The sequence below is a fragment of the Nocardioides kongjuensis genome (genome assembly GCF_013409625.1).
GTDB lineage: Bacteria > Actinomycetota > Actinomycetes > Propionibacteriales > Nocardioidaceae > Nocardioides > Nocardioides kongjuensis.
Genome location: NZ_JACCBF010000001.1, coordinates 2,162,680 through 2,188,600, shown reverse-complemented (window position 1 = coordinate 2,188,600; position 25,921 = coordinate 2,162,680). Strand labels below are relative to the sequence as shown.

Below are 25,921 nucleotides of genomic sequence, written 5' to 3'. Positions count from 1 at the left end.
TCAGGAGACCGGTGCCTCGCCCAGGGTGACGGTCGCGGACCGCGAGGTCCCTGCGGCGCTCGTCCAGCTGACGGTGACCCGGTCGCCGGCGGCGTGGGCGGCGACTGCGGTGCGCAGCTCGTCGGTCGTCCTCACGGCGGTGCCGTCGACGCGGGTGATCGTGTCGCCGGCGGCGATGCCCGCGGTGGCCGCGGCGCTGCCGTCGGTGACCTCGACGACCAGGGGAACGGTGGCCGCGGGGTCGAGGGCGACGCCGAGGAAGCCGTCGTACCCGAGCTCGACGCCGTCACCGGCGTCGCCGGCCTCGACCTGCGCGACGACCTGCTCCACGGTCGCGATCGGGATCGCGTAGCCGGTGACGTCGCCGGTCCCGCTCGACGCGGCGACGTTCATGCCGACCACCTCGCCATCGGCGTCCAGCACCGCGCCGCCCGAGTCGCCGGGCACGACGTAGGCGTCCATCCGGATCAGGTCGGTGAGGGCGGTGCCGTCGCCGGACCCGTCGGTGCTCGCGACGGTGATGTCGTCGTGCAGCGCGGCGACGGTGCCGGGGGATGCGGTCAGCGCGCCGCCGTCGCCGCCCGCGTCTCCCACGGAGGTGATCTCGTCACCCACGGCGGCCGCGGTCTCGGACAGGTCGACCGACGTCAGGCCGCGTGCGTCCTCCAGCTGCAGGACGGCGACGTCGGTCGCGGCGTTCCCGCCGACGTACCGCGCGCTGTAGGCACGCCCGGTCGTCACCACCCTCACCTCGATCGCGGTCGCGCCCTCGACGACGTGGTGGTTGGTGACGACCGTGCCGTCGGCGTCGAGGACCAGCCCGGTGCCCGCGCTGGTGCCGTGGGTGAGCGTCGAGGTGATCTGGACGACGCCGGTGGACTGCTCCTCGGTCGCGTCCGTCGCGTCCTGGCTCGCGGTGCTCGGGCGGTACGACTCGCGCCGGAGGTACGGGGTCGTGGGCTCCGTCGGCGTCGTGGGGACCTCGGTGGTCGCCGCGCTGGAGGTCGGGGCGGGGTCGGCCTCCAGCAGGCGGGCGGCGACGGCGGCACCGCCCGCGCCGGTGGCGACGAGCAGCAGGGCGGCGGAACCGAGGGCGAGGTGACGGGGCATGCCCCCGATGCTGCGGGGCCCGCCTGTGCCACCCCTGTGTCCCGCCCCAGCGGCGGGTGTCAGTCGTCAGCCGCGCCCGGCGGCCAGCATCTCCTCGCGGGTCGCGACCTTGACCCGGGCCCGGCCCTCGGCCTCGCCCAGGGCGACCTCGTGCGCGTCGAGCCGCTCCCACGAGGTGTGGGTGACGACGTCGACGTCGCGCTCGGCGAAGTACGCGTCGACGTCCTCGGTACGACGCGCGGTGGCCGTCTGCTGCGTCTCGGCGAGCAGGTGCCCGACGGTCTCGGCCGCGTCGGACTTGGTGTGACCGATCAGGCCCACCGGTCCGCGCTTGATCCAGCCGGTCACGTAGGTGCCGGGGATCGGGGTGCCGTCGAGGTCGAGGACCCGGCCGCCGTCGTTCGGGATGACCGCGGCGCGCTCGTCGAAGGGCAGGCCGGGCAGCGCGCTGCTGCGGTAGCCGATGGCGCGGTAGACCTGCTGGACGTCCCAGTCGGTCACCTCACCGGTGCCCTCGACCCGGCCGTCGGCGTTCGGCGAGTGGGTGCGCTCGGTGCGCAGGGTGGTGACCTTGCCGTCGGCGTCCGCGACGATCTCGACCGGCGCCTCCGCGAAGTGCAGGTGGATCCGGTGCGGCTTGCCGACCGGGTCGGCCCCCACCCAGCTGGTGAGCGTGTTGAGCACCATCTTCTGCGACTTGTGCTCGGCGATGTGAGCCATGCCGTGCTCGTCGACGTCGAAGCCCTCGGGGTGCACGATCACCTCGACGTTGGGCGAGTGGTTGAGCTCGCGCAGCTCCAGCGGCGAGAACTTCGCGTACGCCGGGCCGCGGCGCGCGAAGACGTGCACGTCGGTGATGGTCTTGGCCGCCAGGCCCGCGTGGACGTGGGCCGGGATGTCGGTCACCAGCATCTCGTCGCCGGTCTTGGCCAGCACCCGTGCCACGTCGAGCGCCACGTTGCCGACGCCGAGGACCGCGACGCTGGTGGCGTCGAGCGGCCAGGATTGCGGCACGTCCGGGTGGGCGTCGTACCAGGACACGAAGTCGGCGGCGCCGTACGAGTGCTCCTCGCCGGGGATGCCGAGGTCGCGGTCGGCCATCGCGCCGGTGGCGACGACGACCGCGTCGTAGAACTCGCGCAGGTCCTCGAGCTTCACGTCGACGCCGTACTCCACGTTGCCGAGGAAGCGGACCTGCGGCTTGGCGATCACCCGCTGCAGGGCCTTGATGATCTCCTTGATCCGCGGGTGGTCCGGCGCGACGCCGTACCGGACCAGGCCGAAGGGCGCGGGGAGGCGCTCGAGGATGTCGACGGACACGTCGGCGTCGTCCGCCTTGGTGAGGATGTCGGCGGCGTAGATGCCGGCCGGGCCGCCGCCCACGATCGCTACACGAAGAGTCATGCTGACGATCATGGACGGCGGGCCCGGCTCACAGAACGAGGTTGTGCTTGGGTGCTCCCAAGGCGACCTTGTGAGTCGCCGTGACCCCGGTCACGGAGCTGTCACGGGAGGGTCGTGAGCAGGGTGTCCATCGCCGACTCCTCGGCGCTGGCCTTCGGCCGGCTCGCTCGCACCGAGCTGAGGACGTCGTCGATCTCGTGGTCGAACACGTTCCATGCCGCGCAGTCCGCCGGCTGCAGGTCCGCCTGGTCGTCGTCCCAGGCGGTCTCCAGGTCGGTGATCCGCTTGGCGGCGCCGCTCTGGTCGCCGCTCGCCACCAGCTGGCGGGTGTCCTCGACGATGGTGCGGTAGCCCGCCGTCGTCGAGGCGGGGAACGCCGTACCTGCGCGGGTGTGGGCCTCCCCGGCGCTGATCGAGCCGGCCGCGCACGACGGCGCCTTGCCCTCCTCGGCGTCGAGCGCGCTGACGTGCGGCTGACTGTTGGTGTAGGCGAGCAGCCCGACCGTCAGTGCCGCGAGGGCGCCGAACCCGGCCAGGGCCGCCCGCTCGCGGGCCGGCGCGGCGTCGTCGGACGTCTCCTCGGCGGCCGTACGGCGCTCGGTCACGTCACTGCGGGTGATCGTGAGGAGCACCACCGTGGCCAGGATGGTGCCGAGGAACACGGCGCTGGTGCCGAAGGTGCCCAGGCCCAGGCCCTGCTCCGACTTGGGCGAGGCGAGCCAGTCGCCGATGTTGGCGCCGAGCGGGCGGGTGAGGATGTAGGCGACCCAGAACGACAGCACCGGGTTGGCGCCGAAGCGCCACAGGGCGGTGACCGCGGCGATCAGGCCGAGCGGCAGCAGGACCGAGCGGCCCGGACCCCAGCCGGTGAGCTCGAGGGTCCAGTCGCCGGTGGCGGTGCCGAGGGCGAAGGTGACCAGGACGGCCAGCCAGTAGAAGGCCTCGCGCGGCGTGGTCACGATGCTGTGGATCGACAGGGTGCGCTCGCGGGCCCACCAGACGCCGAACACGGCGGCGAGGGCGACCGAGAACACGGTGGTGCTGATCCACAGGGGTACGCCGAGCTGGTCGGTGAGGATGTCGGTGTAGAGGGTGCCGGTGACGCTGACGACCACGACGGTCAGCCAGTAGAGGGCCGGGACGTAGCGCCGGGCGCGCATCTGGACGACGAGGGTGACCGCGAAGACGGCGGTGAAGATGACGGCGGTGCGGACCAGTCCGACGCCGAGGTTGACGTTGATCCAGTCGGCGAAGCTCTCGCCCACCGTCGTGCAGAGGATCTTGATGATCCAGAACCAGGCAGTGACCTCCGGGACCTTGTTCAGCAGCAGGGCCCGGGTGGAGCGGGTTGTTGTCGTGGACATGGGCCGAGAGTGGCGAGCCGAACCTGTCAGGAACCTGACTGCGTCTGCTCGAAGCGGTAGCCGACGCCGCGTGCGGTGGTGATCTCCGCCGCCATGTCGACCTCGGCGATCTTGCGGCGCACCCGGCGTAGGTAGGAGTCCAGCGTGTTCTCGCTGACCATGGCGCCGTCGGGCCAGGCGGCGGCGACGAGCGTGGCGCGCCGGACGACCTCGCCGGGACGGGCCATCAGGGTGGCCAGGATCCGGAACTCGGTCGGGCTCAGCGCGACCTCGCCGGTCCCGTCGACCAGCGCGTGCCGGGTCGGGTCCAGCCGGACCTCGTGCGCGGGCGCTGTGGTCGGTGCGCCACGGCGCACCAGCACCTCGACCCGGGCGAGCAGCTCCTTCACCGCGAACGGCTTGACCAGGTAGTCGTCCGCGCCGGCGCCGAAGCCGGCGAGCCGGTCGTGGAGCGCGTCGAGCGCGGTCAGGAAGAGGACCGGTGCCTCCTGACCGCCGGCCCGCAGCGCCTGGCACAGGTCGCGACCGTCTCCGTCGGGCAGGCCGATGTCGAGGACGAGGGCGGCCAGCTGGACCGGGGCGCCGAGCAGCCGCATCGCCTCGCCGGCGTCGTGCGCGACCACCGGCTCGTGGCCGGCCAGGCGCAGGGCGTCGGACACGACCCGGCGGATCTCGGGATCGTCCTCGCACACTCCTACCCGCGCCATGCCGTCCAGCCTGCCATGCTGGCCGCGTGCGCAGGCGGATCGTGGTCTCGACGGTGCTGCTGATGCTGGCCGTCATGGTCGCGGTCGGCTGCGGGATCCAGATCGTGCTCGAGCTGACGGCCGAGCGCGACGTCGGTCGGGTCCTCGACGCGCGCGCCGACACGGTGATCGCGGTCGCGCGGTCCGGCGGGTCGCCCGCTGAGGCGCTGGCCGGGCGGGTGGAACCGGGCGTGAGGGTGTACGACGCCGCCGGGTCGGTCGTGGTCGACACCCTTGCTGCCTCCGAGCGCGCCGGCGCCGACCGGCTCGCCGACGTGACCCGGGTGCGCGACCTCGCACCGAGCGAGAACGTGCGCCTGCGGGCGACACCGTTCCGCACGCCCGCGGGCTGGCACGGCGTCGTGGTGGTCGCGGAGCCGACCGAGCCCTACGAACGGGCGGAGAAGTACGCCCTGCTCGCGACCGTCGTGGCCGGTGCCTTCGTGCTGATGGCGAGCGGCCTGCTCGCGAGCCGGATCACCTCGCAGGCGCTGCGGCCGGTCGCGACGATGGCGGACCGGGCCGCGGACTGGAGCGCCCACGACGTCGGCCGGCGGTTCGGGGAGGTCCCCGACGGCCCGGAGCTGGCGCACCTCGCGACGACCCTCGACGGGCTGCTCGACCGGGTCGCGCGGGCGCTGGAGTCGGAGCAGCGGCTGACCTCCGAGCTCGCCCACGAGCTGCGGACCCCGCTGACCGGCATCATCGGGACCGTCGAGCTGATGGAGCTGCGGGGCGGCGGGACGCCGGAGGAGCGGGCCGACCTGGCCCGGGTGCTCGGCCTGGCCCGGTCGATGAGCGAGGCGATCACGACGCTGCTGGCCATGGCCCGCGAGCGTGCGTCCCACGGCGACCCGACGCACGTCGACGACGTTCTCGACGAGCTGCGCGGTGTGGCCGGCGCGACGGTGGAGCTGGTCGCCGACGTGGCCCCGGACGCGGCGGTCGTCGTACCTGCTGCGGTGCTGGTGCGGGTGCTCGCCCCGGTGGTCGACAACGCCGCGAGGTTCGCTGCGTCCCGGGTCGGGCTCGATGCGCGGCGCGAGGGTGGCTCCGTCGTCATCGAGGTCGAGGACGACGGGCCGGGACTGGCGCCCGAGCTGCGGGAGCGGGTGTTCGAGCCCGGCGTCTCCGGCCGCGGTGGCACCGGCCTCGGACTGCCGCTGAGCCGGCGGATCGCCGCCACGGTGGGCGGTTCGGTGGCGGCGGTGGACGCCCGGGGGAGCGGCGCGCGCTTCCGGGTCGTGCTTCCTGCGGCGCCGGACGGTGCTCACAACGTATCGTTGTGAGCATGCTCGGTCCCCACGTCCCCGACCTGCGTGCGCTCGAGCTGCTCGTCGTGGTCGCGCGGACCGGTTCGCTGGGGGCGGCGGCGACCGAGCTGGGCATCAGCCAGCAGGCCGCCTCCTCCCGGGTGCGGACCATGGAGGCGCTGGTCGGGGAGCCGCTCGTGGCGCGCAGCAAGCGTGGCTCGGAGCTGACGCCGACCGGCGAGCTCGTCGTCCAGTGGGCCGACCGCGTGCTCGACGCCGCCCAGGAGCTCGACGCCGGCATCGCCGCCCTGCGGGCCGACCGTCGCGGCCACCTCGACATCGCCGCCAGCCTCACCATCGCCGAGCACCTGCTGCCCGGCTGGCTGGTCGGCCTGCGCAGCCAGCAGGTCCAGCGCGGGCAGCAGCCGACGGAGGTCCGGATGACGGCGACCAACAGCGCCCGCGTGGCCGAGCTGGTCGAGGCCGGGGACGTCGCCCTCGGGTTCGTCGAGGGGCCCGAGGCCCCGCGCGGCCTGCGCCGGCGGCTGGTCGGCACCGACGAGCTGCTCGTCGTCGTCGGCCCGGACCACCCCTGGGCCGCACGCTCACGTCGCCGGGTCAGTGCCGAGACGCTGGCGGCCACGCCGCTCGTCGTCCGGGAGGCGGGGTCGGGCACCCGCACCGTGCTGGAGCGGGCCCTCGCCGACCTGCCGGTCGCGACCCCGGCCCTCGAGCTCTCCAGCACCGCGGCCGTCCGGGCCGCTGTCGCGGCCGGAGCCGGTCCCGCCGCGGTCGGCGCGCACGCCGTGCGCGACGACCTGGCGACCGGCCGGCTGGTGCGGATCACCGTCACCGGCCTCGACCTCACCCGCCGCCTGCACGCGGTCTGGAAGGGCGGGCCGCACCCGCCCGAGGGTCCGGCGCGGGAGCTGGTCGCCTGGGCGGCGCGCAGCCCTCGTACCTGACGGATCTGTCGTGATCCGTCCGCGATGAGAGCAGACGGGTCAGGTACGACGGTGTCGGAGCCAGACCTCACGCTGGGCGGGCGCGAGCGCGCGGCGCCGGGCCACGGTCGAGGTGTCGACCCACCAGTCGGGCTGGATGAGTGTCCACGAGCGGGGCGCTGATCGCTGGTCGGCGCGCGCCAACGCTCCGTCGAGCCGGTAGCGGAACCGTGCCGCCTCACCCTGCCCTGCCATCATCGTGACCACCTCGATGCCCGCCCGGCGCGTGAGCTCCTCGCGCATCAGGTCCCGGCTGTGGCGACCGCCCTCGAGGTGGTCGGCGCCGTCGTCGTCGCCGGCGACGCCTGCCACGGGGTCGAGGAGGTCGGGGGTGAACAGGTGCCGGCCCTGCAGGTCGAAGATCGGCGCGTTGCACAGCAATCTGCCGCCGCGGTGCTGGTGCCAGATCCGGCGCATCACCACCTCCATCGGTGACCAGGCGTTCTCGTCGGCCGCTGCGAGAGCGCGTTCGAGGCGTCGCTTGCCGCGGCGCCCGACCAGCCGCGTGGTGTAGGCGTGCAGGGCGGCGAGGTCGACCAGGTCGTCGTACGCGGCCATGTCGATCGCGCGCACGGCGGCGAGGTCGTCGGCGGAGGTCCGGGCGGCGAAGGGCACCGAGCGCAGCGGGACCGTGATCGGGAGCCCGTCGACGACGACGATGTCCAGCGCAGCCCAGCCGGTCGCAGCCGAGCCCGGCGGGAGGCAGGCCACGGCTTCGACGATGCGTTGCTGCGTCGTGACAGGGACGTCGGAGGGCACGTAGTGGCTCGGCCCGGCACTGCGCCACCGAGGTCCCCGGGCATGCCCGGCCGTTGGGCCGGTGCGTCCGGACGGATCGATGCGCACCGGCACGACCAGCCCGGCGCGGGTGATGTGGAGTCCCATGCCGACGAGCATGGGTGGGACCGGGCGTGCGGGGGTCGGTCATCCACAGGCCCCGGACCCGAGCTCCGTCGTACCTGACGGATGTGTCGCGATCCGACCGCGAGTCCAGCAGATCCGTCAGGTACGACGCGCGCCCGGGTCAGGCGTGGGCAGGCGTGCGGGCCAGGATCTCGGCGATCGAGTCGTCGGTGCATTCGGCCCAGAAGCCGCCGACGACGTCCTCGAGCTGCGTGAACGAGTCGGCGACGTAGAGCACGTCCTGGTAGTCGGTGATGTCGTAGAGCTGGGTGCCCATCGCCGCGATGTCGAGCGGGCGGATGTTCATGCCGCGGAAGGCCTCGATCTCGCCGGGGGAGGAGAGGATGCCGGCGCCGTACGCCTTGAGCTCGCCGGCCTCCCACAGCACGCCGAACTCGAGGGTGAACCAGAAGACCTTGCTGACGAACTCAAGCGCCTCGGTGGTGCGGACCCGGCGCGAGGCCTGGCCGGCGAGCTCGTAGAGCGCGGTGAAGCGCGGGTTCGCGAGGGTGTTGCCGTGGCCGACGACCTCGTGCAGCACGTCCGGCTCGGGCGTGTAGAGCGGCACCGAGTGGTGGCGGACGTACTGGGTGGACCAGAACGCCTTGTCGGCCAGGGCGCCGTAGAAGTCGCGCAGCGGCACCAGGCCGGCGGCCGGGCGGTAGCTGAAGCCGGTGAGCGGGGCGAGCCACTCGCTGACCTCGGCGAGCTGCGGGATCCGGTCGATCGGGAGGCCGAGGGACTCCTTGCCGTCGAGGAACTCGCGGCAGCCGTACGCGCGGTGCTTGGTCACCAGCGCCTCGCTGACCACGCGCCACACCTCGTGCTCGTCGTCGGTGTACTCCGCCGTCGGGCAGGGCTGACCGGGACGCCAGCTGCTGGCGAGGGTGGCGAGGGCGTCGCGACGTGCGCGGTACGCCGGGTCGGCGAACCCCGGGTGGTCGGCGCCGAGGTGGACCTTGAGCGATCCGTCCTCGTCGGCGGTCACGGGGGCGAAGTACTGGCCTTCCTCGAACATGACTGCAGTCTGTGACCCGGTCCATGCAAATGCGAGTGGCGTCGGACGAATGGCTGTCATTTGCGGGCCAGCGGTGGCAATCTGTCTCGTATGGACGGCGTCGACCAAGGAATCCTGGACATCCTGCGCGCCGACTCCCGGACCTCGATCCGGGAGGTGGCCGAGCGGCTGGGCATCAGTCGGGCGAGTGCGTACGCGCGGGTCAAGCGGCTGGTCGACACCGGCGTGATCCGCGGGTTCACCATCGACGTCGACCACGCGGCGCTGGGGCTCGGCCTGCCGGCCTACATCCACGTCCGGATCAAGCAGAACACCTGGAAGACGTTCCGCTCGAAGGTGTGGGCGATGGAGGAGGCCGCGCACGTGGCACTCGTGGCCGGTGACTTCGACTGCGTGATCCTGGTCCGGGCCCGCGACGCGGAGCACCTGCGCGAGCTGGTCCTCGAGCGGATCCAGTCGCTGCCCGAGGTGGTCGCCACGCAGACGGTGCTGGTGTTCGAGGAACACCTCGGGCAGTGATCTGCCAGCCTGTGCGCATGTCTGGGCTCGCGTTCGTGTTCGGTGGTTCGGAGGGGATCGGCCTCGCGGTCGCTGAGCGGCTGGTGGCCTCCGGGCGGCAGGTGGTCGTGCTGTCGCGGTCAGCGGCCAAGCTCGATGCGGCGCTGGCCCGGCTGGGGTCGGGTGCCCTCGCCCGGGCGGTGGACGTGACCGACGCCGCCGCGACGCGCGGGGTCGTGGACGCCCTGGTCGCCGAGGTCGGCGTACCGGACCTGGTGGTCACGACGGCGGGGTACGCGCGGCCGGGCTACCTGGAGGACCTGCCCGCCGAGGACGTGACCGGCATGGTGGCGACCAACCTGCTCGGCACCATCAACGTCTGCCGCGCGGTGCTCCCGCACCTGCGCACCGCTGGGCGCGGCACCATCGTGACGACCTCGTCGATGGCCGGCCTGGCCGGGGTGTTCGGCTACACCGTCTACAGCGCGACGAAGTTCGGCGTGATCGGCTTCTCCGAGGCCCTGCGCCGCGAGGTCCGCCCCTACGGCCTGCGCGTGCTGGTGCTGTGCCCGCCCAACACGTTGACTCCGGGCTTCGACGAGGAGAACCGCCACAAGCCGGCCGAGGTGCTCGCCGCCGAGGAGAGCGTCGCCACCCTCAGCCCCGAGGCGGTGGCAGCCACCCTGGTCCGTGCGCTCGGGCGCCGGCGCGGCTTCCTCGTCGTACCGGGCCGCGACAGCCGGCTCGCCGCCGTCGCGATCCGGCACCTGCCGTTCGTCGTGGACCGGGCGCTGCGGCGTCCGACCGAGGTCGTCGAGTAGCCCGAGGCGCTGCTACTTCCGCTTGCGGTCGTGCGCCTCGAGGAACTCGTGCAGGTGCACCCAGGTGGTCTCGGGCGCCTTGGTGCCGGTGAGCACGCCGAGGTGGCCGCCCGGCGCGAGCGGGAGCCGGACGTCGGGGGAGCTGGTGAGCAGCTCGCCGACGTGGTGCGCGGCGGCCGCCGGGACGAGGACGTCGGTCTTGCCGGCCACGTTCATCACCGGCACCGTCACGGTCGCCAGGTCGATGAGGTGGTTCGGCCCCTGGATGCGCCCGGTGGCGAGCTCGTTGCGCAGCGCGAGGCGCTGGTAGACCTGCAGGGTCGCGCGGCCGGGGTAGGCCAGCATGTTGTTCATGATGTGGTCGACCGCCTGCACCTGACCGAGGAACTCGCGGTCCTCGCGCTTGTTCCACAGGGTGCGGGGCTTCTTGAGGTAGGTCGGCAGCGCGGTCGCCTTGAACCCGATGCTCACCACCGGGGCCGGGACCGAGCCGGCCGCCCTGAGCGCGGAGCCGACCACCTTGCCGCGGGTGACCTTCGAGGCGACCTGGACCGGGCGCAGCAGCGGCTGCTTGGACAGGTCGAAGGGGCTGGCGACCATGGCGACCGAGCGGACCGGCAGGTCGCGGTGGACGGCCGTCGTCCCCAGGGAGAGGAGGCCGCCCATGCACCACCCGACGAGGTGCACGTCCTTGCCACCCGCGTCCTCGGACACCTTGCGGATCGCCGGCGGCAGCACGTCGTTGACGAAGTGCTCGATCCCGACGAGCCGGTCCTCGCCCTTGAGCGGGCCGTAGTCGACGAGGTACGTCGGCCGCCCGCGGTCGACGAAGGCCTGGGCGAGCGAGAGCCCCTGACGCAGGTCGAAGCACTTCGCCTGCGACCCGAGCGGCGGCACGAGCAGGACGGGAATCCCCTTGCCGCGCACGCCTTTCGCCTTGTCGTAGCGGTGCAGCTCGCGCGTCCGGCCCGTGTCGATCACCTCCGACGGGGTCCGGGTCAGGTCGGCGATCCCGCCCTTGACGAGGAAGTCCCACAGGTTGAGGACGGACTGCTTCGAGGGAGCCTTCGGCGTAGCCACGGGCACAGTGTGGCCCACGTCACGGGCGATGTAGCACGACTCATCCCGAATTTCCGGGGTTTCCGGAGGTGTACCCAAACGGCGGTAAAGAAAATGGAAAAGCCATGACTGCGCGTCGCGGTCAGCGTTTGCTATTCATCAGCGCTCGGGGGCTGCTCCTTTCTCATCAACCCTCTCTCCCTTCGGAGGCTTTGGCATGCGCCGACTCACCGACCGCCTCTCGGCGGCCCGCCGGAACGACGGCGGCTTCACCCTCATCGAGCTCCTGATCGTCATCGTGATCCTGGGCGTCCTGGCCGCGATCGTGGTCTTCGGCGTTCGTGGCATCACCGACCGCGGCAAGACCGCGGCCTGCAAGGCAGACAAGCACACCGTCGAGGTCGCCGCGGAGGCTGGCTACGCCCAGGACACGGCTTACTACAGCGTCGCGGACCTCGTTCTCAAGAACTACCTGCGTGAGGCGCCGCCGGCTTCCGAGGGCATCGCCGTCAACACGACGACCGGTGAGGTAACGGCCACCGGTTGCTGATCGGCCGAGTTCGGGGGCCGTCGTCTCGACGGCGGCCCCCTCCTCTTCCATTCGGTTCGACTCGAGAGGCACGCCCGTGTTCCACCACCCCCACCGCATCGGCGCCCGCGTCGACCAGATGCTCGACGCCCTGTGGAACGTGCGCGGCACCGACCTGATGCTCACCGTCGGCCTGCCGCCGATGATCCGTGTCGACGGCACGCTCGCCCCCATCCCGGGCGAGGCGACGCTCACCCGCGAGGACACCGACGCGCTGCTGTCGGAAGTGCTCACCGCCGAGCAGCGCGACGTCTGGGAGTCGAGCCACGAGTACGACTTCTCCTTCTCCTGGCGCGAGCACGCCCGGATCCGCGGCAACGCCTTCACCCAGCGCGGGCTGACGGCCGTCGCGCTGCGGATGATCCCGCGCACGGTCCCTACGCCCGAGGAGCTCGGTCTCCCACCGGTACTGCGCGACCTGTCGATGAGGCACCAGGGCCTGATCCTGATGACCGGGCCGACCGGCTCCGGCAAGTCGACCACCCTGGCCTCCCTGGTCGACCTGATCAACACCAACCGCGGCTGCCACATCATCACCGTCGAGGACCCGATCGAGTACGTCCACGACCACAAGATGGCCGCGGTCAACCAGCGCGAGGTCGGGACCGACACCGAGAGCTTCCGCAATGCGCTGCGCTCGGTGCTCCGCGAGGACCCCGACGTCCTGCTCGTCGGCGAGATGCGTGACCTCGAGTCCATCCAGTTCGCCCTCACCGTCGCCGAGACCGGCCACCTGGTCTTTGCCACCTTGCACACCAACGACACCGCGCAGTCGCTGGGCCGCATGATCGACGTGTTCCCGGCCGAGCAGCAGGCCCAGATCCGGGTCCAGCTCGCGGCCGCGCTGTCGTGCGTCGTCTACCAGCGGCTCATCCCACGCATCGGCGGCGGGATGATCGCGGCCTACGAGGTCCTCGTCGCCACCCCCGCTGTGCGCAACCTGATCAAGGAGGGCAAGACGCACCAGTTGCGCAACTCCCTCGTGACGGGCGCCCAGGACGGCATGGTGACCCTGGAGAAGTCGCTCTCGCAGCTGATCCAGCACGGCATCGTCAGCGAGGAGGAGGCGGTGGCCCGCAGCCTCTACCCCAAGGACATCGACGCCCGCCCGCGGTTCGCCGCAGGTGTCGGCGCCGGCCAGTGAGGCGGGGCCGCGTCAGATGAGGCTCAAGGGCAAGCACAGCAAGGTCGAGGCGCCGGTCGCCGTTCCGCGCTCGGACGAGGACGACGAACGCCTCGGCAGCATCCTGGTCGCCGCCGGACAGGTCCGGCCGTACCAGCTCGATGCGGTCCGTGAACAGGACGGTCCGCTGGGGCAGAAGCTCATCGCCAGCGGCATGATCACGGACGAGGCTCTCGCCCGGACGCTGGCCGAGCACCACCGGGTCGCCCTCGCGGACTTCCGTGCGCTGGAGCCAGAGCCGGACGCGCTCGCCCTGCTCACCCGGGACCAGGCGGTCACCCTCGACGCGCTTCCGATCGCCCTCGATGGCTCCAGCGTGGTCGTGGCGGTGCTCGATCCTGCCCCCGAACGCGTCGAGGCGATCGCGGCCGTGCTGGACAGGCCGGTCCGTGCACTCGTGGCGACCCGCCGGGACCTCGAGCGAGGCCTCGCGACGTCCTACCGGGCGACCCACGAGGTCGGCGGCCAGGTCCAGGCCTTCGAGGCCCGGGACGTGCTGCGCCGCGAGGCCGAAGGTCTCACCGACGTCAGCGTCAACGAGGAGGCCCCGGTCGTCCGGGTCGTCCAGTCGGTGATCACCCAGGCGCTGCGCGACCGCGCGTCCGACATCCACGTCGAGCCGACCGGCGACCGGGTCCGGGTGCGCTATCGCATCGACGGCGCCCTCACCGAGGTGCTCGACCTGCCCGGATCGATCGGCCCCGCCATCGTCAGCCGCGTGAAGATCCTCGGCGGGATGAACATCGTCGAGCGGCGTCGTCCGCAGGACGGCCAGATCACGATGGACGTCGACGGCCGCGAGGTCGACATCCGGGTCTCGACCACGGCCGTCGTCGGTGGTGAGAAGGTCGTCATGCGGGTCCTGGACAAGAGCCGCCCGCTCTTCAAGCTCGAGCAGCTCGGCATGCCCGCCGACACGGCCGAGCGCTACTCCCAGCTGATCCACTCGCCGTACGGCATGGTCATCTGCGCCGGCCCGACCGGCGGTGGCAAGACCACGACGCTCTATGCATCGCTCGGCGAGCTGAACAGTCCCGACAAGAACCTGATGACGATCGAGGACCCGGTCGAGTACACCTTCGACTCGATCAACCAGATCCAGATCAACGAAGCGGCCGGCATCACCTTCGCCGGCGGGCTCAAGTCCATCCTGCGCCAGGACCCCGACGTCATCCTCGTCGGCGAGATCCGTGACGTCGACACCGCCCGGATCGCCGTGCAGTCGGCGCTCACCGGTCACTTCGTGCTGTCGTCGCTGCACGCCACCGAGGCGGTCTCGGCGCTGTACCGCCTGCTCGACATGGGCATCGAGGCGTTCCTCATCGCCTCCTCGGTGACAGCTGTCGTCGCGCAGCGACTGGTGCGCCGCAGCTGCACGTCGTGCCTGGAGCCTTTCGAGCCCTCACCGGACGAGCTCGCCTTCGTGCAGCAGTTCGGTGGCCGGGAGCCGATCGACGGTTGGCACCACGGCACCGGCTGCCACTTCTGCGCCCACACCGGCTACCTGGAGCGGATCGGTGTCTACGAGATGCTCGTCGTCACCGACGAGGTGCGCGAGCTGATCGTCGACCGGGCACCGCACGACCAGATGCGCAAGCTCGCCCGGAGCCAGGGGATGCGCACCCTCCAGGAGCAGGCGGTCCGCCTGGTCACCGACGGCACGACCACGGCCGCCGAAGTCATGCGCTCGATCTACGTCGCGGGGGTCTGAACATGCCGAAGTACGCGTTCGCCGGAGTCGACCTGGAGGGCAAGCGGGTCAAGGGGACCGAGAAGGCAGCGAGCCGCGGCGACGCGGAGGTCGCTCTCTACCAGCGCGACCTGCGCGACCTGCGGGTCACCGAGAAGAAGAGCATCCTCCAGTACGAGATCTCGGGTCCGCGGATCAAGAAGGACGAGGTCATGCACCTCTCCCGGCAGATCGCCGCCTTCCTGCGCGCCGGCCTGCCGATCCTCGACGCCGTCCACTCGATCGGTGCGGAGAGCGAGAACTCGTCGGTGCGCCGGATGATGCACGACATAGAGGACGGACTGCGCACCGGTGAGCGGTTCTCCGACACCCTCGAGCGCTACCCGAAGGTGTTCCCGGAGTTCTACCGCGGCATCGTCCGCTCGGCCGAGCTGACCGGTGAGCTCGACACCGTCCTGGCACGGTTGGCCGTCTACCTGGAGCGTGACCTCGAGGCACGGCGGAAGATCAAGTCGGCGCTGATGTACCCGATGGCGGTCGCCGCGATGTCGGTCGTCACCGTGCTGGTCCTGGCGATCTACGTGCTGCCGAAGTTCAAGGTCTTCTTCTCGGAGCTGCACGCCGAGCTGCCGCTGCCGACGCGCATGCTGCTGTGGACCACGGACTTCCTCGGCCACTGGTGGTGGGCGATCGTGGCCGGGATCGCCGCCTGGGTCGTCCTGTTCCTGATCTCCCAACGGTTCGAGCGAGGGAAGTACGTCTGGCACGCATTCCTGCTCAAGGTGCCCGTACTCGGTGAGACGATCCAGTACGCACTGGTCGAGAGATTCTGCCGGGTGATGGCGTCGATGGTCTCGGCGGGAGTCAACCTGCCGGAGGCGATCACCGTGGCGATCGACTCGCTGCGGAACCGGGTCTTCATCAAGCGCCTCAACGGTGTGACCGAGCAGCTGCTGGAAGGGCAGGGCCTCGCCGCGCCGCTGGCGCGGACGCGCCTCTTCCCGGGCACGGCGACCTCGATGCTCCGGGTCGGGGAGGAGACCGGGTCGATGGACACCCAGCTCGAGGTCACCGCCGAGTACTACGAGGACGAGCTCGACTACAAGATCAACAAGCTGACCGCGCTCTTCGAGCCGCTCGTGATCATCGTCATGGGCGCCATCGTCGGCTTCGTGGCCGTCGCGCTGGTGTCGGCGATGTACGGCATCTTCCAGCAGGTGGACGTCTGATGGTCCTTGACGCCGCCGATCACGGACGCGACGACCGGGGCGAGACCCTGGTCGAGCTCCTGGTCGCCGTCGTCATCCTCGGAATCGCCGGCGTCGCGGTCATGACGGGCCTCGCGATGACGGTCAAGGCGTCCGACATCCAGCGGAAGTCGACGACCAACGGCGCCTACGTGCGGAGCCTGGCCGAGGCGGTGCAGGACTGGGTGGCCGCCGGCCACTACGCGGCCTGCCCAGCGGCGAATGCCTACCTGAGCCCGACCGTCAGGGGTCGCCTCACCGGCCTGCCGGCCGGATCCGGTCTGTCCCACGACAAGCCGCTGAGCATCGGACCCACGGGCGCCCGGTCTGCCTGCACGACGGACACCGGTGTCCAGCTGGTCACCCTGCACGTCACCAGTCCTGACGCGACCGCGTCCAGGAAGGTGGACGAGGTGCTGACGATCGTGGTCCGGAAACCCTGCGACCCGAGTGTGGCGCCATGCACCAGCTGAGCATCCGCAAACGCCGTGCCCGTCACGCCGAGGACGGGTTCACCCTCATCGAGCTGGTGTTCACGGTGGCGATCGTGGGCATCATCGTGGTCGCCCTGACCGGAGTCGTCGTCAGCTACCTCAGAACGACGGTCACGGTCGAGACCCGGCTGACGGAGTCCCACGACGTCCAGTTCGCCTCCGCGTACTGGCAGCGGGACGTCGCCAGCATCGGGCGTCGGTCGACGACCTACGACCGGCCCAGCCACTCCTTCCCGCTGCAGCAGTCGGTGGAGGCGCCCGACACGGGCAGCCTGGTGAGCTGCTCGCTGCCGTCTGCCGCGAACCTCGTGACGCTGGCCTGGACGGAGTACGCGCCTGCGTCCCCGGACACCCCGACGAAGGTCACCGTCACCTACCTCCGGCAGGGAGCCGGCGCGCCGTACGACCTGGTGCGGGTCCGCTGCACGGGATCGCACGTCGACTCGCGCGTGACGGTCGCCAAGAACCTCTCGGCCGTCCCGACGGTGGTGTGCGTCCGCGCCGACGGCGCATCGGGGGCCGACAAGTGCAACGGCGCCGGCGCGAACGTGCCGGTGATCGTCACCATGACGCTGACGTCCCACGACAAGGACAGCCGCGACGCCAGCAGCACCTACAGCGCAACCCTCTCGGGCGAGCGGAGGCAGACATGACCCGGTGGAGGCTCCGTCGTCGCGACGACGAGGGTGCGATGCTCATCTTCGCCCTGCTCATCACGACCACGATCGCCCTGGTCGTCGGGGCGGTGCTGATTCGAGGCGACGGCAGCCTCCGCGCGACAGTGACCCTGCGCGACGTGGCCGGCACGTCGTACGCGGCCGACGCCGCCGGCAACATCGCCATCAATGACCTGCGCACCGGCTACGGCTTCACCTCGAGCCCGAGCGGGTTCGACAACGCGCTCGGCGGCAAGGGCTGCTTCGGCGGCACCTTGGGGGCAGACCTCACGGACACGCTCGCACTCAACAACTTCTACCCGGCGACCGGGACGGTGAAGACCTCCTCGGCCTTCGTCGAGTGCACGGGCGAGGCGGGGACAGGTCAGCAGGGGTCGCCGGTCCCGATCAACGACTCCAACAAGCCGGGCTATGCCATCGTCACGCTGGGCGACCAGGGGACCCATGCCAACGGTCACCTGACCGCGTCCGACGCGCTGAAGGTGCACGGCGGCATCTACGCCGACGGCGACATCATCGGTCCGGTGAGCGTGGATGCCGGGGACGTCCGGGCGACCGGATCGTGCTCGGCGACCACCGTGACCGGAACGGCGACCAAGACCTGCGGTGGCGTCGCGCCGGTCGACGACCCCAACTACAACCACGAGCTCGGCAGCACCGTGCCGGCGCTGCAGACGCCGCCCACGAGCTGCTCGGGAGGCGTGGCCACCTTCACCCCCGGCTACTACGACAGCGCCAAGGAGCTCAACGACGCGATGGGCCTGTGCCGCGTCATGTGGTTCAAGCCGGGCAACTACTACTTCGACTTCCACGACGAGACCTGCACCGACGTGTGCCCGGATGGCGTCTACCCCGCCAGCACCAACGTGTGGTCGGTGCCGCGCGGCACCGACCTCCTCGGCGGCACGCCGACGAACCCGACCACCGGCGCCGTGCTCGCCAAGCCCCCGTCCCCGCTGCCGACCGACGCCGACGGCCTGATCCCCGGGAACTGCCAGAGCCCCATCACCGACGTCAACGCCCAGGGTGTGCAGTTCGTGTTCGGCGGCAACAGCCGGATGTTCCTCAACGGCAACGGCAGCACCGGCGCGCACATGGAGCTGTGCGCCAGCTACCACAGCGACCGCCCGCCGATCGAGCTCTACGGTCTGAAGAGCGGCAGCACACCGACAGCCGTGACCGACACGGCGCGGGACATCAGCCACGGCGGAAGCGTCGTGTCGGCCGGTTCCTTCACCGGGGCGACCGTGGCCAACCTCAAGGCGGGTGGCCCGGGCGCCACCTGGACGACGGCCACTGCCAACCAGTCGTCGAGCATCCTCAAGATCGACGGCTTCCAGCCCAGCAGGTCCGTCCCGTCGGGTTCGATCCTGACCCAGGCGACGCTGCACGTCACGCACAAGGAGCCGGCGACGGGTGCGAACTTCGCCGGCAACGCGAAGCTCACCATCGGGGCATGGAGCCTGGCCACGCCGATCACCGCCACCACGAGCTCCACGACGACCGACATCCCGATCACGGGAACGAACCTCACGGACCTGCAGAAGGCGGTCCGACTGGCCGGCTACACCGGCGCGAGCGTCGAGTACACGGCGAACGCGAAGCAGAACAACGCGACGACCACGGTCGGCCCCATCACCTTGGACCTGAAGTACTTCGTCCCGGTGCTGCGGGGCGAGGCTGGGACGTGCATCGCGACAGGCACGTCGTGCCCGCTGCTCTCGACCGACCCGTCCGGCAACAACAAGATCAACATGTACCTGCAGGGCACGACCTACGCGCCGCTGGCCGACCTCAGCATCGTGCTGAGCAACTTCAGCGCCGAGGTCGCCAAGTTCGGGGTGGTCGCCCGCCGAGTCGAGTTCGACGTCAACACAGGGAATCCGCGGTACACGGGCCCGGTCTTCGAGATCCCGGACAACTCGCCCGGATACGGCTACAACAACACGACCGTCCACCTGAAGGTGCACGTGTGTCTCGGCAAGTCGACCTGCAGTGCCTCCGATCCGGTCAGCCTCACCGCTAGGGTCCAGGTGTGGGACCCGACCGGCGTCCCCGTCCCGCCGAAGAGGCAGATCACGATCCTGAGCTGGAGTCATCAGCGCTGAGCGAGCAACAGTTCCTCGACCTCGCCGTCCCGGTGATCGCTGCCCTCCTCGGCCTGGCCATCGGGTCGTTCCTCAACGTCGTGGCGCACCGGGTGCCGGCGGGGGAGTCGGTGGTGAGCCCGCCGTCGGCGTGCCCGAGGTGCGGGCACGAGATCCGCAACCGCCACAACGTGCCCGTGCTCGGCTGGCTGGTGCTGCGGGGGCGCTGCTTCGACTGCGGGGAGCCGATCAGTGCGCGCTACCCGCTGGTGGAGACGGGCACGGGGCTGGTGTTCGTGCTGGTGGCGCTCCGGTTCGGGACGGACGACGACGGGTTGCGGCTGCTGCCGGCGTACCTGACGTTCGCGGCGGTGGCGATCGCGCTGGCGTTGATCGACCTCGACGTGCACCGGCTGCCGGACGCGATCGTGCTGCCGTCGTACCCGGTGCTGGCGGTCCTGCTGGCGATCGGTGGGGACGGGCACGCGTTGCTGCGGGCGGTCGAGGGGGGAGCGATCCTCGGGGCGTTCTTCTTCGTGGTCTGGTACATCGCACCGGGCGGCATGGGGTTCGGGGACGTCAAGCTGTCCGGGCTGGTGGGCGCGATGACGGCCTACCTGACGTGGGGGACCTTCCTGGTGGGGGCGTTCCTCGGGTTCCTGCTCGGGGCGGTGGCCGGGGTGCTGCTGATGGCGGGCGGGAAGGCGGGCCGCAAGACGGCGGTGCCGTTCGGGCCGTTCATGGTGCTGGGGGCGTGGAGCGCGATCCTGGGCGCGGGGAACCTGGGGGACGCGTACCTGCGCTCGATCGGGATCTAGCCCGTCGGCGGGGTTTGTGTCGTACCCCGGTGGTCGAATGCAGGCATCTGATCTGCTCCGCTCGGGAGGCCAGCATGTCGGTCGCGACGATCGCACCACCCCATCCGGTGGTGGCGTGCGCCGTTGCGCTGCGGACTGCGCTGGCAAGCGTCGACGACGTCCAGCCGGTGTTCATGTCGGTGGCGGAGAAGGAGCGGGTGCTGGTCGAGCTCGTGCGGGCCGAGGCGCAGTTGGCGGAGCTGAAGGCGCGGGTGCTGGCGGTCGCTGACGACGTGGCGCTCGAGCACGGTGCCCGGGACGCGGCGGCGTGGTTGGCGCAGGCGACGCAGGCCGACCCCCGCGCGGCGCGGGCTGCTCTCCACCTCGCCGAGGCGCTGGAGCGGCGGCCGGCGGTCGCGGCGGGGATGCGGGCCGGGACCGTGTCGGCGGCTCAGGCGCAGGTGATCCTCGCGGCGGTCGACGACCTTCCTGCCGGGCTCGGACCGGACCTGGCAGGGCAGGCGGAGCAGACCTTGGTGGCGTACGCCGCGCATCATCCGCCGCGGGAGCTGAGGCGGTTGGGACGCCGGATCCTGGAGGTGGTGGCGCCCGAGGTCGCCGAGGCCGAGGAGGGGCGTCGGCTGGAGGACGAGGAGCGGCGGGCACGGGAGAAGGCGTCACTGCGGTTCAGGGACCTGGGGGACGGGCGGACCCGGATCACGGGTGTGCTGCCCACCTCGGTCGCGGAGCGCTTGAAGCACTACCTGCAGGCGTTCACCTCGCCGCGGCAGCGCCGGGCCGACGGGGCCGGCGTGGGGCGTGAGGATCGCGTGCCGCAGCACCGTGCCCATGCGCGGGCGTTCGCGGCATTGCTCGAGCTGCTGGATCCCGATGGTCTGCCGGAGCACGGCGGGGACGCGACCACGGTGATCGTCACGATGTCGCTGGCCCAGTTGCTGAGCGACCTCGCTGCGGCCGGCGTGATCGCCGGTGACGGCGAGGAGGTGATCTCGGCAGGGGAGGCGCGGCGGCTGGCGTGCCAGGCGCAGATCATCCCGGCCGTGCTGGGTGGCAGGGGAGAGGTGCTCGACCTCGGGCGGCGGGTGCGACTCCTCTCGAAGGCCCAGCGCCGGGCGCTGCGGCTGCGCGATCGCAGCTGCCGTGCCGAGGGATGCACGATCCCGGCCGCCTGGACCGAGGCGCACCACCTGCAGCCCTGGTCAGCCGGCGGGCGCACCGACCTGGCCGACGCGATCAGCCTGTGCTCGCACCACCATCACCGCATCCACGACCGCGGCTACCGCACGGAGCGGCTGCCCAACGGCGACGTCCGGTTCGCGCGGCGGACGTGAGCTGCGGAGGTGAGTGGTCGACGAGCGGGGCTCACACCCGGTCGTCGTAGTGGTGGATCGTGCGCTCCCGGCGCCACGGCGGCGCGATCATCAGGGACAGCACGATCGCGAGGGCGCCGGCGATGATCAGGATGGTGCCGAGCGCGTCGTCGTTGACGTACTTGATGTCGACGGTGACCACGTCGAGCGCGAGCACGAGGCCCACCACGAGCAGGATGATGCCGAGTCCGATGTACATGGACACGAGGTGCCCGGAAACGGCCGGGCCAGACGCGTCAGCGCTCGGAGAAGCAGACCAGGCAGCTGCGCGGGTCGTGCTGCAGGTGGCTCTCGTGCAGCCGGGACGCCCGCAGGAGCAGGTCGTCCAGGGCCCGCTCGGACGCCGCGATCTCCAGGATCGTCTCCTCGAGCTCGGGGGACAGGCGCGGGCCGGGCTCCGCGGCCCGGACGTCCGGCTCGACGTAGGTCGCCTCGAGTGCGCTCATGGTCCCTCCCCAATATCGATGACCGAGACCCTCATGTCGAGGATCGGCCGTCGGGTCGCGAACGGCAACGGTTCGCAGGAAGGTCGGCACGGTCGAGCTCGGCGGCTGGCCCGATCGGGTCACCCGGCCGGGACGGGGGGTCCTCTACTGCAGCGCGGCCGTCAGCCGGGCCACGTTGTCGACGTACTTCGCGCCGGGCGAGCGCTCCTGCCACGCGTCGAGGGTGAGCTCCTTCGACAGTGCGCGGTAGGTGTCCTCGATGCGGCGCATCTTCGCCACCACGGCCGGGTCCGGCATCATCAGCGACACCTCGTAGTTGAGCGCGAACGAGCGCATGTCCATGTTGCTCGAGCCGACCACGGCCACCTGGTCGTCGATCGTGAAGTGCTTCGAGTGGAGGATGTACGGCGCCGGGTACTGGTAGATCCGCACGCCCGCCTCGAGCAGCGCCTTGTAGTACGACGCCTGCGCGTGCCCCACGAGGAACTGGTCGGACACCTCGCTGACGAACAGCTCGACGTCGATGCCGCGCTCGGCGGCGGTCGTGACGGCGTACAGCAGCGACTCGTCGGGCACGAAGTACGGCGAGGTCAGCGAGATCCGCTCCGTGGCGGCGTAGAGCAGCGTCGTGAACATGCGCAGGTTGTTCTCCGCGACGATGCCGGGCCCGCTGGGCACCACCTGGCACGGGACGTCGAAGACCTCCTCGGGGCGGCGGTCGGGCTCGCCGTGGACCGCGACCAGGTCGACGACGTGGCCGGTCTCGACGTACCAGTCCGAGGCGAACACGGCGTTGAGCGCGCCGACGACCGGCCCCTCGACGCGCACCATCAGCTCGACCCACTCGCGGCCGAGCCTGTGGTTCGCGGGCTTGTTGTAGCCGGGCTCGGTGAGGTTCAGCGATCCGGTGAAGCCGACGCTGCCGTCGACGACGAGGATCTTGCGGTGGTTGCGCAGGTCGGGGCGGCGGAACCGGCCACGCAGCGGCGTGATCGGCAGCATCGGGTGCCACGCGATCGTCGTGCCGCGCAGCCGCTTGACCATCTTCTTGTAGCCCGGGATCCGGCGCGAGCCGATGTGGTCGAAGAGCAGGCGGACGTCGACACCGCGGTCGCTCGCGCGCATCATCGCCTGGAACACCGGGTCGGTCACGTCGTCCCACGCGGTGATGTAGAACTGCACGTGCACGTGGCTGCGCGCCCGGTCGATCTCGCTGGCCATCTCGGCCATCAGTGCCCGGTAGTCCGGCCACAGCTCGACCTCGTTGCCGCCGGTGAGGGGCAGCGCGCCGAGGTTCTGGTTGAGCATCGCCACGCCGGCCATCGCGGGCGGCAGCCGGGTGGTGTCGAACGACAGCGGCAGCTCGGCGCTGCGCTCGCGGATGGTCGCGATCGCCGTGCGCTGGCGGGTGATCCGGCGGTTGCCGAGGCGGATCCGGCCGAAGAGCAGGAAGATCGAGAACCCGATGATCGGCTCGATCAGGATGAGCAGCAGCCAGGCCATGCCGGTCGACGGCTTCCGGTTGCCGGGGATGACGCCGAGCGCGACGAGGCGCAGCACCATGTCGAGGCCGAACACGATCCACCCGAGTGTCGACGTCGGAACCAGCAGATTCATGGGGGAACCCTATGGAATCCTGACCGCATGACGCCGCCAGAACCGGGTTTGCTCAGCCGTGTCGCCGGCGCTGTCACCGGCAAGGTCGTCGACGCGGTGCCGGTCGAGGAGATCCTCGAGCACGTCGACATCGACGCCGTGCTGGACCAGGTCGACGTCAACCACCTGCTGGATCGGGTCGACATCAACCGGCTGCTCGAGCGGGTCGACCTCGACCGGCTGCTCGCCCATGCGGACGTCGAGGCGCTCGTGCAGCGCGCCGGGATCCCCGACATCGTGGCCGAGACGACGGGCAACCTCGCCGGACGCACCCTCGACGTCGCGCGCAGCCAGGTGGCCGGCCTCGACACCGTGGTCACCGGCATCGTCGACCGCCTCCTGCGCCGCCGCGGGCCGGCACCGCTCGGCCCGCCCCTGCTGGTCGGGAGTCCGGCGGGGGACCGATGAGCCGCGCGAGCGTCACCGGGCAGTACGCCGGCCCGGTGAGTCGCGCCGCGGCGCTCGCCATCGACGTGGGAGTGGTGGTGGCGTCGTACTCGATCGGCGTCGGCATCACGGGGTTCCTGCTGGACGCGATCTTCGACGCCTCGCTCGAGGACGGCACCGGCGCGGTCGCATCGGTCGTGCTGCTCGGCTGGGCGGCGCTGTACGTCGCCGTCGGCACCACGATCGCCGGCCGCACCATCGGCAAGGCGGTCGTGGGGCTCAAGGTCGTCGCGCGCGACGGTCGCCCGGTCGGGCCGGTCGCCGCGGTGGTCCGGGTGGTCGCGTTCCCGCTGAGCACGTCCCTGTTCGGTCTCGGCGCGCTGCTGATCGTGCTGCGCCGCGACCACCGCGCGCTGCACGACCTGGTCGCGCGGACCGCGGTGGTCTACGACTGGGGCGACCGGCAGGCGCAGCTGCCGGGGCCGCTGACGGCGTACCTGCGGGCGCACGACGCGGCCTGAGTCCGTTTCCGGCCACCGGAAGCAGCACCTTGTCGCCCCCGGTGGCAGCAGGTTGGCTGCGTGGGTGCTGCCGCAACTCACGCCCACCCGCAACGACCTCGGCCGCGACGTCACCGCGCACCTGCCGGCCGCCGACGGGCTGCGCGGCGTCTACGCGCTCCCGGCGGCGCACGGCGCCATCTGGGAGCGCGCCCTGCCGTACCTGCAGGTGCGTGACAACGACGGCCACACGATCTACGCCTACGGCCTGGGCCGCGCGCTGGTCGACCTCACCCCGGACGCCGACCCCGAGGTCGTGCTGCCGGCGATCCTGCTCCACGACACCGGCTGGTCCCAGGTGCCCGAGCCCGAGATCCTCGAGGCGATCGCACCGGGTGGCGGGCGGCCGGACCTGGTGCTGCGGCACGAGGAGGAGGGCGCGCGGATCGCGCGCGAGGTGCTGGCCGACGTCGGCTGGGACGCTGAGCGCACCGAGCGGGTCGTGGCCATCGTCGACGGGCACGACAGCCGCCGCGAGGCGATCTCGCTCGACGATGCGCTGATGAAGGACGCCGACAAGCTCTGGCGGCTCACGCCCCACGGCGTCGACACGGTGATGAACTGGTTCGGGCTGACCCGCGGCGAGGCGCACCGGCTGATCGCGAGTCGCGTGCACGACCACCTGCTGACCGACGCCGGCCGGACCCTCGCACTCGCCCTGGCCGCCGTCGCCTCCATCGACACCACGTCGCAGCGGATCGCGCTGGCGTAGCCTCGGCCCGTGGCGAGGGACGAGAGCGGCGGGGGACGCACCGTCACCTCGAAGGTGCTGGCTCTGCTCGCCGCATTCGAGCACGGGCCGAGCGCGCAGTCGCTCAGCGAGCTCGCGGCCGCCGCCGACGTACCTCTGCCGACGGCGCACCGGCTGGCTGCCGAGCTGGTCGCGTGGGGCGCGCTGGAGCGCACCCCGGAGGGCCGCTATGTCGTCGGGCTGCGGCTGTGGGAGGTCGCCCAGCACGCCGGGCGCCAGCTCCGCGACGCCGCGCGCCCCTACCTCCAGGACCTCTTCTCGCTGACCCAGGAGACCGCCCACCTCGCCATCCGCGAAGGCCACGAGGCGCTCTACATCGACCGCATCTACGGCTCCAAGCGGGTCCCGCGTGCCAGCCGGGTCGGCGGCCGGCTCCCGCTGCACGCGACCGCGGTGGGCAAGGTGCTGCTGGCCTACGAGGACCGCTGGCTGCAGGAGGCGTACGTCGCCGAGCGGCTCGACCCCGTCACCGCCCGCACCCACGTCCACCCCCAGCGGCTGCTCGAGGAGCTGGCCGCCATCCGCGAGCGCGGGTTCGCCACGACCTACGAGGAGGTCAGGGTCGGCAGCTGCTCGGTAGCCGTCCCCGTGCTCACCGCGGACGGCCGGGCACCGGCGTCGATCGGGCTGGTCATGGCCTCCGCGCAGGCCGACCAGATGCCGCGCCACCTGCCCACGCTGCGGGGGATAGCGGCCCGGATCGCACCCTCGGCGGCTCGCTGGGCGGGCGCCGCGCCACCCCGCTGATCGACTTCCGTCCAACGGAAGGTGTCCATTGTGAGCGGC

The 25,921-nt window shown here is 71.5% G+C and carries 27 protein-coding genes; 17 read left to right on the top strand and 10 right to left on the bottom strand.

The annotated features are described in order from the left end of the window. From BJ958_RS10575 to BJ958_RS10560, 4 genes are all read right to left on the bottom strand, one after another. The gene (locus BJ958_RS10575) at positions 1-1,110 is read right to left on the bottom strand and encodes a S1C family serine protease (RefSeq protein ID WP_179726794.1); all 1,110 of its coding nucleotides are present in this window, start codon (positions 1,108-1,110) and stop codon (positions 1-3) included. A 66-nt stretch (positions 1,111-1,176) separates the two neighbouring features. Then, positions 1,177-2,514 carry an FAD-dependent oxidoreductase gene (locus BJ958_RS10570; RefSeq protein WP_179726793.1) on the bottom strand — a complete coding sequence of 446 codons (1,338 nt, stop codon included), beginning with the start codon at positions 2,512-2,514 and terminating at the stop codon, positions 1,177-1,179. A gap of 101 nt (positions 2,515-2,615) precedes the next feature. Then, positions 2,616-3,878, bottom strand: a complete 1,263-nt coding sequence (locus BJ958_RS10565; RefSeq protein ID WP_179726792.1) for a COG4705 family protein — start codon at positions 3,876-3,878, stop codon at positions 2,616-2,618. A gap of 26 nt (positions 3,879-3,904) precedes the next feature. After that, positions 3,905-4,585 carry a response regulator transcription factor gene (locus BJ958_RS10560; protein WP_179726791.1) on the bottom strand — a complete coding sequence of 227 codons (681 nt, stop codon included), beginning with the start codon at positions 4,583-4,585 and terminating at the stop codon, positions 3,905-3,907. 26 nt (positions 4,586-4,611) lie between these two features. On the opposite strand from BJ958_RS10560, the gene BJ958_RS29010 reads away from it, so the two are divergent. Both BJ958_RS29010 and BJ958_RS10550 read left to right on the top strand, forming a co-directional pair. Next, complete coding sequence (locus BJ958_RS29010) at positions 4,612-5,913, top strand: ATP-binding protein (RefSeq protein ID WP_179726790.1); 1,302 nt, start codon at positions 4,612-4,614, stop codon at positions 5,911-5,913. A gap of 2 nt (positions 5,914-5,915) precedes the next feature. After that, positions 5,916-6,842 carry a LysR family transcriptional regulator gene (locus BJ958_RS10550; RefSeq protein WP_179726789.1) on the top strand — a complete coding sequence of 309 codons (927 nt, stop codon included), beginning with the start codon at positions 5,916-5,918 and terminating at the stop codon, positions 6,840-6,842. 39 nt (positions 6,843-6,881) lie between these two features. Here the strand turns inward: BJ958_RS10550 and BJ958_RS10545 are convergent, their stop codons facing one another. Together BJ958_RS10545 and BJ958_RS10540 are read right to left on the bottom strand one after the other, a co-directional pair. Continuing rightward, entirely contained in the window at positions 6,882-7,766 is an 885-nt protein-coding gene (locus BJ958_RS10545; protein WP_179726788.1) for a hypothetical protein, read from the bottom strand. A 139-nt stretch (positions 7,767-7,905) separates the two neighbouring features. After that, the gene (locus tag BJ958_RS10540; protein WP_179726787.1) at positions 7,906-8,802 is read right to left on the bottom strand and encodes a phenylalanine 4-monooxygenase; all 897 of its coding nucleotides are present in this window, start codon (positions 8,800-8,802) and stop codon (positions 7,906-7,908) included. A 90-nt stretch (positions 8,803-8,892) separates the two neighbouring features. Here BJ958_RS10540 and BJ958_RS10535 point away from each other — a divergent pair, with 90 nt between their 5' ends. Then, positions 8,893-9,321, top strand: coding sequence for an Lrp/AsnC family transcriptional regulator (locus BJ958_RS10535; RefSeq protein WP_179726786.1), 429 nt, complete (start codon positions 8,893-8,895; stop codon positions 9,319-9,321). A 17-nt stretch (positions 9,322-9,338) separates the two neighbouring features. After that, positions 9,339-10,121 (top strand): SDR family oxidoreductase, encoded by a 783-nt coding sequence (locus tag BJ958_RS10530; protein ID WP_179726785.1) that lies wholly within the window; start codon positions 9,339-9,341, stop codon positions 10,119-10,121. A 12-nt stretch (positions 10,122-10,133) separates the two neighbouring features. Here the strand turns inward: BJ958_RS10530 and BJ958_RS10525 are convergent, their stop codons facing one another. Further along, the gene (locus BJ958_RS10525) at positions 10,134-11,201 is read right to left on the bottom strand and encodes an alpha/beta fold hydrolase (protein WP_179726784.1); all 1,068 of its coding nucleotides are present in this window, start codon (positions 11,199-11,201) and stop codon (positions 10,134-10,136) included. Between the two features lie 196 nt (positions 11,202-11,397). Here BJ958_RS10525 and BJ958_RS10520 point away from each other — a divergent pair, with 196 nt between their 5' ends. The 9 genes from BJ958_RS10520 (at position 11,398) to BJ958_RS10480 (ending at position 21,296) form a co-directional block, all read left to right on the top strand. Continuing rightward, positions 11,398-11,730, top strand: coding sequence for a type II secretion system protein (locus BJ958_RS10520; RefSeq protein ID WP_179726783.1), 333 nt, complete (start codon positions 11,398-11,400; stop codon positions 11,728-11,730). A 76-nt stretch (positions 11,731-11,806) separates the two neighbouring features. After that, complete coding sequence (locus BJ958_RS10515) at positions 11,807-12,913, top strand: type IV pilus twitching motility protein PilT (protein WP_343052636.1); 1,107 nt, start codon at positions 11,807-11,809, stop codon at positions 12,911-12,913. Positions 12,914-12,929: 16 nt separating this feature from the next. Next, positions 12,930-14,663, top strand: a complete 1,734-nt coding sequence (locus BJ958_RS10510; protein ID WP_179726782.1) for a GspE/PulE family protein — start codon at positions 12,930-12,932, stop codon at positions 14,661-14,663. Positions 14,664-14,665: 2 nt separating this feature from the next. Further along, the gene (locus BJ958_RS10505; protein WP_179726781.1) at positions 14,666-15,871 is read left to right on the top strand and encodes a type II secretion system F family protein; all 1,206 of its coding nucleotides are present in this window, start codon (positions 14,666-14,668) and stop codon (positions 15,869-15,871) included. Further along, positions 15,871-16,362, top strand: a complete 492-nt coding sequence (locus BJ958_RS10500) for a type II secretion system protein (protein WP_179726780.1) — start codon at positions 15,871-15,873, stop codon at positions 16,360-16,362. Before BJ958_RS10505 ends, BJ958_RS10500 begins: the two co-directional genes overlap by 1 nt. Continuing rightward, on the top strand, positions 16,350-17,036 hold the full coding sequence (locus tag BJ958_RS10495; protein ID WP_179726779.1) for a PulJ/GspJ family protein: 687 nt from the start codon (positions 16,350-16,352) through the stop codon (positions 17,034-17,036). The genes BJ958_RS10500 and BJ958_RS10495 overlap by 13 nt, the downstream gene beginning before the upstream one ends. Continuing rightward, a complete protein-coding gene (locus BJ958_RS10490; RefSeq protein WP_179726778.1) occupies positions 17,033-19,168 on the top strand; it encodes a hypothetical protein in 2,136 nt (711 codons plus the stop codon). Before BJ958_RS10495 ends, BJ958_RS10490 begins: the two co-directional genes overlap by 4 nt. Continuing rightward, complete coding sequence (locus BJ958_RS10485) at positions 19,096-19,965, top strand: prepilin peptidase (RefSeq protein ID WP_218865686.1); 870 nt, start codon at positions 19,096-19,098, stop codon at positions 19,963-19,965. Before BJ958_RS10490 ends, BJ958_RS10485 begins: the two co-directional genes overlap by 73 nt. Before the next feature lie 74 nt (positions 19,966-20,039). Further along, positions 20,040-21,296: an HNH endonuclease signature motif containing protein gene (locus tag BJ958_RS10480; RefSeq protein WP_179726777.1), complete on the top strand. Its 1,257-nt coding sequence runs from the start codon at positions 20,040-20,042 to the stop codon at positions 21,294-21,296. Between the two features lie 31 nt (positions 21,297-21,327). Here the strand turns inward: BJ958_RS10480 and BJ958_RS10475 are convergent, their stop codons facing one another. From BJ958_RS10475 to cls, 3 genes are all read right to left on the bottom strand, one after another. Then, positions 21,328-21,534, bottom strand: coding sequence for a DUF6458 family protein (locus tag BJ958_RS10475; protein WP_179726776.1), 207 nt, complete (start codon positions 21,532-21,534; stop codon positions 21,328-21,330). Between the two features lie 37 nt (positions 21,535-21,571). Next, positions 21,572-21,781: a hypothetical protein gene (locus BJ958_RS10470; protein WP_179726775.1), complete on the bottom strand. Its 210-nt coding sequence runs from the start codon at positions 21,779-21,781 to the stop codon at positions 21,572-21,574. Between the two features lie 144 nt (positions 21,782-21,925). Beyond that, a complete protein-coding gene (cls, locus tag BJ958_RS10465) occupies positions 21,926-23,398 on the bottom strand; it encodes a cardiolipin synthase (RefSeq protein WP_179726774.1) in 1,473 nt (490 codons plus the stop codon). 27 nt (positions 23,399-23,425) lie between these two features. Here cls and BJ958_RS10460 point away from each other — a divergent pair, with 27 nt between their 5' ends. The 4 genes from BJ958_RS10460 (at position 23,426) to BJ958_RS10445 (ending at position 25,882) form a co-directional block, all read left to right on the top strand. Next, a complete protein-coding gene (locus tag BJ958_RS10460; RefSeq protein WP_179726773.1) occupies positions 23,426-23,845 on the top strand; it encodes a hypothetical protein in 420 nt (139 codons plus the stop codon). Then, entirely contained in the window at positions 23,842-24,345 is a 504-nt protein-coding gene (locus tag BJ958_RS10455) for an RDD family protein (RefSeq protein ID WP_179726772.1), read from the top strand. Before BJ958_RS10460 ends, BJ958_RS10455 begins: the two co-directional genes overlap by 4 nt. A gap of 64 nt (positions 24,346-24,409) precedes the next feature. Next, positions 24,410-25,096, top strand: coding sequence for an HD domain-containing protein (locus BJ958_RS10450; protein ID WP_179726771.1), 687 nt, complete (start codon positions 24,410-24,412; stop codon positions 25,094-25,096). Positions 25,097-25,105: 9 nt separating this feature from the next. Next, positions 25,106-25,882, top strand: coding sequence for an IclR family transcriptional regulator domain-containing protein (locus BJ958_RS10445; protein ID WP_273518005.1), 777 nt, complete (start codon positions 25,106-25,108; stop codon positions 25,880-25,882). Positions 25,883-25,921 lie beyond the last annotated feature (39 nt).